Source organism: Micromonospora sp. NPDC000668 (assembly GCF_042897975.1).
Taxonomy (GTDB): Bacteria; Actinomycetota; Actinomycetes; order Mycobacteriales; family Micromonosporaceae; genus Micromonospora.
This window is the reverse complement of record NZ_JBIAYP010000005.1, coordinates 591,711-598,077: the sequence shown is the minus strand read 5'-3', so window position 1 is coordinate 598,077 and position 6,367 is coordinate 591,711. Positions and strand designations below refer to the sequence as shown.

General features: G+C 74.4%; 7 protein-coding genes and 1 rRNA gene. 6 read left to right on the top strand and 2 right to left on the bottom strand.

The genetic code is table 11. From position 1 onward, the window contains the following. Positions 1–91: ribosomal RNA gene (rrf, locus tag ACFY29_RS27435) — 5S ribosomal RNA — on the top strand; the annotation flags it as partial. Positions 92–385: 294 nt separating this feature from the next. Here rrf and ACFY29_RS27430 read toward each other — a convergent pair. Then, a complete protein-coding gene (locus tag ACFY29_RS27430; protein ID WP_386990792.1) occupies positions 386–2,035 on the bottom strand; it encodes a hypothetical protein in 1,650 nt (549 codons plus the stop codon). On the opposite strand from ACFY29_RS27430, the gene ACFY29_RS27425 reads away from it, so the two are divergent. Then, positions 2,024–3,016: a hypothetical protein gene (locus ACFY29_RS27425; RefSeq protein ID WP_386990844.1), complete on the top strand. Its 993-nt coding sequence runs from the start codon at positions 2,024–2,026 to the stop codon at positions 3,014–3,016. The genes ACFY29_RS27430 and ACFY29_RS27425 overlap by 12 nt on opposite strands. Beyond that, complete coding sequence (locus ACFY29_RS27420; protein ID WP_386990790.1) at positions 3,013–4,038, top strand: HAD-IIA family hydrolase; 1,026 nt, start codon at positions 3,013–3,015, stop codon at positions 4,036–4,038. The genes ACFY29_RS27425 and ACFY29_RS27420 overlap by 4 nt, the downstream gene beginning before the upstream one ends. Before the next feature lie 67 nt (positions 4,039–4,105). Here the strand turns inward: ACFY29_RS27420 and ACFY29_RS27415 are convergent, their stop codons facing one another. Beyond that, complete coding sequence (locus ACFY29_RS27415) at positions 4,106–4,444, bottom strand: SCP2 sterol-binding domain-containing protein (protein ID WP_355613468.1); 339 nt, start codon at positions 4,442–4,444, stop codon at positions 4,106–4,108. Between the two features lie 111 nt (positions 4,445–4,555). Here ACFY29_RS27415 and ACFY29_RS27410 point away from each other — a divergent pair, with 111 nt between their 5' ends. From ACFY29_RS27410 to ACFY29_RS27400, 3 genes are read left to right on the top strand one after another with little or no spacing between them, the layout of a single operon-like run. Beyond that, complete coding sequence (locus tag ACFY29_RS27410) at positions 4,556–5,140, top strand: phasin family protein (protein WP_386990787.1); 585 nt, start codon at positions 4,556–4,558, stop codon at positions 5,138–5,140. Between the two features lie 28 nt (positions 5,141–5,168). Continuing rightward, positions 5,169–5,465 (top strand): hypothetical protein, encoded by a 297-nt coding sequence (locus ACFY29_RS27405; protein WP_386990786.1) that lies wholly within the window; start codon positions 5,169–5,171, stop codon positions 5,463–5,465. A 38-nt stretch (positions 5,466–5,503) separates the two neighbouring features. Beyond that, positions 5,504–6,364 carry a TlyA family RNA methyltransferase gene (locus ACFY29_RS27400; RefSeq protein WP_328414232.1) on the top strand — a complete coding sequence of 287 codons (861 nt, stop codon included), beginning with the start codon at positions 5,504–5,506 and terminating at the stop codon, positions 6,362–6,364. Positions 6,365–6,367 lie beyond the last annotated feature (3 nt).

The following is a 6,367-nucleotide window of genomic DNA, read 5'->3' as shown; positions in this document are numbered from 1 at the left end:
GCCCGGTCACATTCCGAACCCGGAAGCTAAGCCCTCCAGCGCCGATGGTACTGCACTCGTGAGGGTGTGGGAGAGTAGGACACCGCCGGACAATCTTCCAGTCGAGGGCCGCCCCATCCGGGTCGGCCCTCGACTGCGTAGCGCCATTGGTGGCGCAATCAGGAAGGATGTACCTGTGAGTTCAGGACCGCAGGGCGGAGACCGTCCCCGTCGCTACGAAGACCGTACTGACGGCCCGGGTGGGCGCGACCGCGGCCCGCGCCGCGAGGACCGCGACCGTCCCCCGTACCGGGGAGACCGGGACAGCAGCGCTGGCGGCACCCGAGGCGGATACGCCGGCGGCCGCGACGGTGGCTCCCGTGGCGGTGACCGTGATGGTTCCCGGTCAAGCGCGCCTCGTGAGGGCGGCTACCGTGGCGGCGACCGTGATGGTTCCCGGTCGAGCGCGCCCCGTGAGGGCGGCTACCGTGGCGGCGACCGTCGTGAAGGTGGCTTCCGCGGTGGCGACCGTGATGGTTCGCGTTCGGGCGCGCCGCGTGAAGGCGGCTTCCGTGGCGGCGACCGTGATGGTTCCCGGTCGAGCGCGCCCCGTGAGGGTGGCTTCCGCGGTGGTGACCGTGATGGTTCCCGGTCGAGCGCGCCCCGTGAGGGTGGCTTCCGCGGTGGTGACCGTCGTGAAGGCGGTTTCCGCGGTGGCGACCGTGATGGTTCGCGTTCGGGCGCGCCGCGTGAAGGCGGCTTCCGTGGTGGCGACCGCGACGGCTCGCGCTCTGGCGCGCCTCGTGAGGGCGGCTTCCGTGGTGGTGACCGTCGTGAAGGCGGTTTCCGTGGTGGCGACCGCGACGGCTCGCGCTCCGGCGCGCCTCGTGAGGGTGGCTTCCGCGGTGGTGACCGTCGTGAAGGCGGCTATCAGGGTGGTGGTGACCGCACCCGTTCCGGCCCGTCCCGTGAGGGCGGTTTCCGCGGCGGCGACCGCGAGGGTGGTTTCCGTGGTGGTGACCGTCGTGAGGGCGGTTTCCGCGGCGGTGACCGCGAGGGTGGTTTCCGCGGTGGCGACCGTGACGGTTCCCGGCCGAGTGCTCCTCGTGAGGGCGGCTACCGGGGCGGTGACCGCGAGGGCGGTTTCCGTGGCGGCGACCGTCGCGAGGGTGGCTTCCGGCCCGGTGCGCCGCGTGAGGGCGGCGGTTTCCGCGGTGGCGACCGTGATGGTTCGCGTTCGGGTGCTCCCCGTGAGGGCGGCTTCCGTGGCGGCGATCGCGAGGGTGGCTTCCGTGGTGGTGACCGTCGTGAAGGCGGTTTCCGTGGCGGTGACCGCGACGGCTCGCGTTCGGGTGCTCCCCGTGAGGGCGGTTTCCGTGGCGGCGATCGCGAGGGTGGTTTCCGCGGTGGTGACCGTCGTGAAGGCGGTGCGCCGCGTGAGGGTGGCGGCTTCCGCGGTGGCGACCGTCGTGAAGGCGGTGCGCCGCGTGAGGGTGGCGGTTTCCGTGGCGGTGACCGTCGTGAGGGCGGCTACCGCGGCGACCGTGACGGTTCCCGGCCGAGCGCTCCGCGTGAGGGCGGTTTCCGCGGCGGCGATCGCGACGGTGCGCGTTCTGGCGCGCCTCGTGAGGGCGGCGGCTTCCGCGGTGGCGACCGTCGTGAGGGCGGCTACCGCGGCGACCGTGACGGTTCCCGGCCGAGCGCTCCGCGTGAGGGTGGCTTCCGCGGCGGCGATCGCGACGGTGCGCGCTCTGGCGCGCCTCGTGAGGGCGGTTTCCGGGGTGGTGACCGCGAAGGCGGCTTCCGCGGCGGTGACCGTCGTGAGGGCGGCTACCGCGGTGGCGACCGTGAGGGTGCTTCCCGGGCTGATGACCGGCCGCGTCGCGAGGGGGAGTTCCGCCGCGACGACCGCGGCGCGGCCTCCGAGTCGTTCGAGGGCGGGCGCAGTTCGGCCCCGGCGTTGCCGGACGAGATCGTCGCGACCGACCTGGACAAGGACGTTCGCGCTGAGCTGCTCTCGCTGAACAAGCCGGTCGCCGAGACGGTGGCCCGGCACCTGGTCGCCACCGGTCAGCTGATCGACGAGGACCCCGCCGAGGCGCTGGCGCATGCGCTGGCCGCCCGGCGGCTCGCGTCGCGTATCTCTGCCGTCCGTGAGGCGGTCGGCCTGGCCGCGTACCACGCAGGGGAGTGGCAGACGGCGATCGCCGAGCTGCGCACGTACCACCGGATGACCGGGTTGCAGAGTCACCTGGCCGTGCTCGCGGACTGCGAGCGCGCCCTGGGTCGGGCGGAGCGGGCTATCGACCTGTTCCGCGGCGCCGACCGGGAGAAGCTGGACCAGGCCGTCGCGATCGAGCTGCTGATCGTCGCCGCGGGCGCCCGGGGCGACCTCGGGCAGAAGGACGCCGCGGTGGCGATGCTCCAGGTCCCGGACCTCACGAGCGAAGCCACCGTGCCGTGGACCGCCCGGCTGCGCTACGCGTACGCCGACGCGCTGCTCGCGGTGGGCCGGCGCGAGGAGGCCCGCGAGTGGTTCTCCCGCGCCGCCGACGTGGACACCGAGGGCGAGACCGACGCCGCGGAGCGGCTGCTGGAGCTCGACGGTGTGGTCATCGAGGGTGACGACGAGGACGAACCGGCCGAGGAGATCGCCGCTGGCCCGGGCACTCCCGGTGCGGTGCCGGCACGACCGGACACCGACCTGGCCGCTGGTGAAGACGACGAAGACGACGACGACGAAGACCTCGACGACGACGAAGACGACGACGACGAAGACCTCGACGACGACGAAGACGACGACGACGAAGACCTCGACGACGACGACGAAGACGACGACGACGACCTCGACGACGACGACGAAGACGACGACGACGAAGACGACGAAGACGACGAAGACGAGGATCGCCACCCGGACGAGAGCGCCGAGGCGGACACCGCTGGCGAGCGGGCAGTGGCGGCCGGCGACGGCGACGCGGTGAACACCGACGGGACTGCTCCGGCCCGGGGCGACGAGTCGGAGTCGACGCAGCGGTGAGCGCGGACGCCGGGGAGCGGCTGATCGACGGGTACACCCTGGTCGTCTTCGACCTGGACGGGGTGATCTACCTGATCGACCGGCCGATCCCCGGCGCCGTCGAGGCGGTGGCCCGGCTGCACGCCGAGGGACGGGCGGTGGCGTACGCCACCAACAACGCCTCGCGCCGGTCCAGTGACGTCGCCGACCTGCTGACCGGGATGGGTGTGCCGGCCCGGCCGGAGGAGGTTCTCACCTCCGCAGCGGCCTCGGCGGAGCTGCTGCGCGACCGGCTGCCCGCCGGCGCGCCGGTGCTGGTCGTCGGCGCTGAGGCGTTGCGCGCCGAGCTGCGCGCCGTCGGGCTGACCCCGGTCTCCCGGGCGGACGAGAAGCCGGCTGCGGTGGTTCAGGGCTACGGTCCGCAGGTCGGCTGGGCCGATCTGGCCGAGGCTTCGGTCGCCGTGCGGGCCGGCGCGATCTGGATCGCCACCAACACCGACCGGACCCTGCCCAGCGGCCGGGGACCGCTGCCGGGCAACGGCGCGCTGGTCGCCGCGCTGCGTACCGCGCTGGAGCGAGACCCGGACGTGGTGGTCGGCAAGCCGGAGTCGGCGCTGTTCGAGACCGCCGCCCGGCGCAGTGACGGCGGCCGGGCCCTGGTCGTCGGCGACCGGCTGGACACCGATATCGAGGGTGCCCGCCGTGCCGGGTTGGACAGCCTGCTCGTGCTCACCGGAGTCAGCGGCGTACCCGACCTGCTCGCCGCCGAGCCGAAGCGCCGTCCCACGTACGTGGCGCGGGACCTGGCGGGGCTCTTCGACCCGGCCGCGGCGGTGCGGGTCCCGGGTCCGGCGGACGCCGGTGGCTGGTCGGTGAGCGAGCACGACGGCACGCTGGAGTTGGGCGGCTCGGGTCGGCCTCTGGACGCGCTGGCGGCGCTCTGCGCGGCGGTCTGGTCGGCCCCGACGCCTCCGCGGATCCGTCCCGCGGGCAACGACGCGGGCCGCGCGCTGGAGAGCTTCGGTCTGCCCTCGGGCGGGTGACCCCGACCCTGGTCGTCTGGCCGACCGGCGTCGGCCGACGCCAGGTACCCGGCGGGGCCGGCGCTCGTCAGAGCAGCTTGCGCAGTTTCATCAGGTCGAAGGGGTTGGCCTTGATCGACACCCGGCGGGAGGCCACCGCGCCGGTGACGTCCAAATCCCCGCGCACCAGGGCGAGCAGGTCGTCGCTGGACGTGCTCAGAGCGATCTTGGCTTTGGGGTCGTCGCCGTCGGTCAGCTCGATCAGCCGGCCGTCGCTGATCCGGCCGTGGAACGCGGTGTCCAGGTCGGTGATCCGGCAGGCGAGCGTCCGGTCCAGGTCGATCCGTTCGCGGACCGTATCGGCGTTGTGATCCAGCCGGGCGGCCAGCTCCTGCAATGCCTGTCGGCACTCGTCCACGCTGGCCACGTCTCCCCCTCGCTGATCGCCACGCCGTCCCCGGCACCGTACCGCACAGGACAGTCCGGGGTGCCCGGTAGCGTGACACCTGCACACCCCGCCCCGCGGAAGGACTCAGGCATGCAGGACGCGTGGCGCGCCTATCTCGAACTGGCCATGGGCCTGGCGGAGGCGCCCCGGAAGAAGGCCCAGGACGTGGCGCGTCGCCTCGTCGGCTCGGGCGGCGCGACCGCCGCCCAACTGCAGGCTCTCGGTGAGGAGCTGGTCACCACCGGCGCCGCCAACCGGGAGGCGCTGACCAAGCTGGTCCGCTTCGAGGTCGACCGGGCTCTCGGCGCGGTCGGCCTGGCCACCGCGGACGAGGTGGCCGAGCTGACCCGACGGGTGCGCGACCTGGAACGGCAGTTGCGCGAGGCGCGGGGTGCCGAGCCGGCCATCGCGCCGCCCGCCGCTCCCACCCCGCAGGCCGCGCCGCCGGACGCCGGTCTGGTGCCGTCGGACGGCCCAGCAGGCGCCCCGGTCTCCGCGCCGGTGGCCAAGAAGGCGGTCGCGAAGAAGGCCGTGGCGAAGAAGGCGGTGGCCAAGAAGGCCATCGCGAGAAAGCCGCCGGCGACGATCAGCCGGACCAGCGACGAGGCCCCGACGCCGTCGGACATGCCGGCCAAGAAGGCGGTCCGCAAGCAGCGGCCGGACGGCACCCCGTGAACGTCGCGCCGAACCGCCGGAGCCCTCGGTGACCGGCGACGCCCGCCCGGGCCCGCCGCCCGCCGCCCGTCCCGGCCCGCCGCCGGGTATCCGGCCCGGTCCGCCGGCCGGCGGGGCGTTCGCCGCCCGGCCGAGCCCGCCGTACGGGGCCGGCCCGGGCCCGCAGCCGGACGTCGGGGACGACGCGGCGCGGCACCCGGCCGTTGACGCCGCCGTGCAGGCGATGGCCAACGCGGCGACGCTCGCCCCGGCCGACCAGATCGCGCAGTACGAGGCGGCCTACGAGACGCTGCGGGAAACCCTCGCCACCATCGACCAGACCTGAGCGGGACCACCAGGCCTGAGCAGACCGGAGAACCACCCATGGCACGTCGCAACCGGCTGGACGCCGAACTCGTCCGCCGCGGTCTGGCCCGTTCCCGCGAGCAGGCCGCCGCGTTGGTGGAGGCCGGCCGGGTCCAGCTGCGGGGGGTGCCCGCGCGGAAGGCCGCCGCGATGGTCGACCCCGCCGATCCGCTGCTGGTCACCGGTGCCAACCCGACCGAGGAGTACGTCTCCCGGGGCGGGCACAAGCTCGCCGGTGCGCTGGCCGTGTTCGCGCGCGGTGGGCTGAGCGTCGCCGGCAGGCGCTGCCTGGACGCCGGCGCGTCGACCGGTGGCTTCACCGACGTGCTGTTGCGCGCCGGGGCCGCGGAGGTGGTGGCCGTGGACGTCGGCTACGGGCAGCTCGCCTGGTCGCTGCGCACCGACGAGCGGGTCCGGGTCCTGGAACGCACCAATGTCCGTACGCTCGATCCTGACGCGATCGACGGGCCGGTCGACCTCACGGTGGCCGACCTGTCGTTCATCTCGCTGCGGCTGGTGCTGCCGGCGCTGGCCGGCTGCACCCGCGATGACGGCGACCTGGCGTTGATGGTGAAGCCCCAGTTCGAGGTGGGCAAGGAGCGGGTCGGTGCCGGTGGTGTGGTCCGCGATCCGGCGCTGCGCGCCGAGGCGGTGCTCGACGTGGCCGCCGCGGCGGCGCAACTCGGCCTCGGCCTGGCCGACGTGGCGGCGAGCCCGCTGCCCGGGCCGAGCGGCAACGTGGAGTTCTTCGTATGGTTGCGCCGGGGCGCACCACCGGCCGACCCGGAGCGGGTGCGGACCGTGGTGGCAGCCGGGCCGGACGGCCCGACGACGGCCGGCGAGGCGCCGGCCGCGGCGGCGGAGGAGGTCGCAGGGTGAACG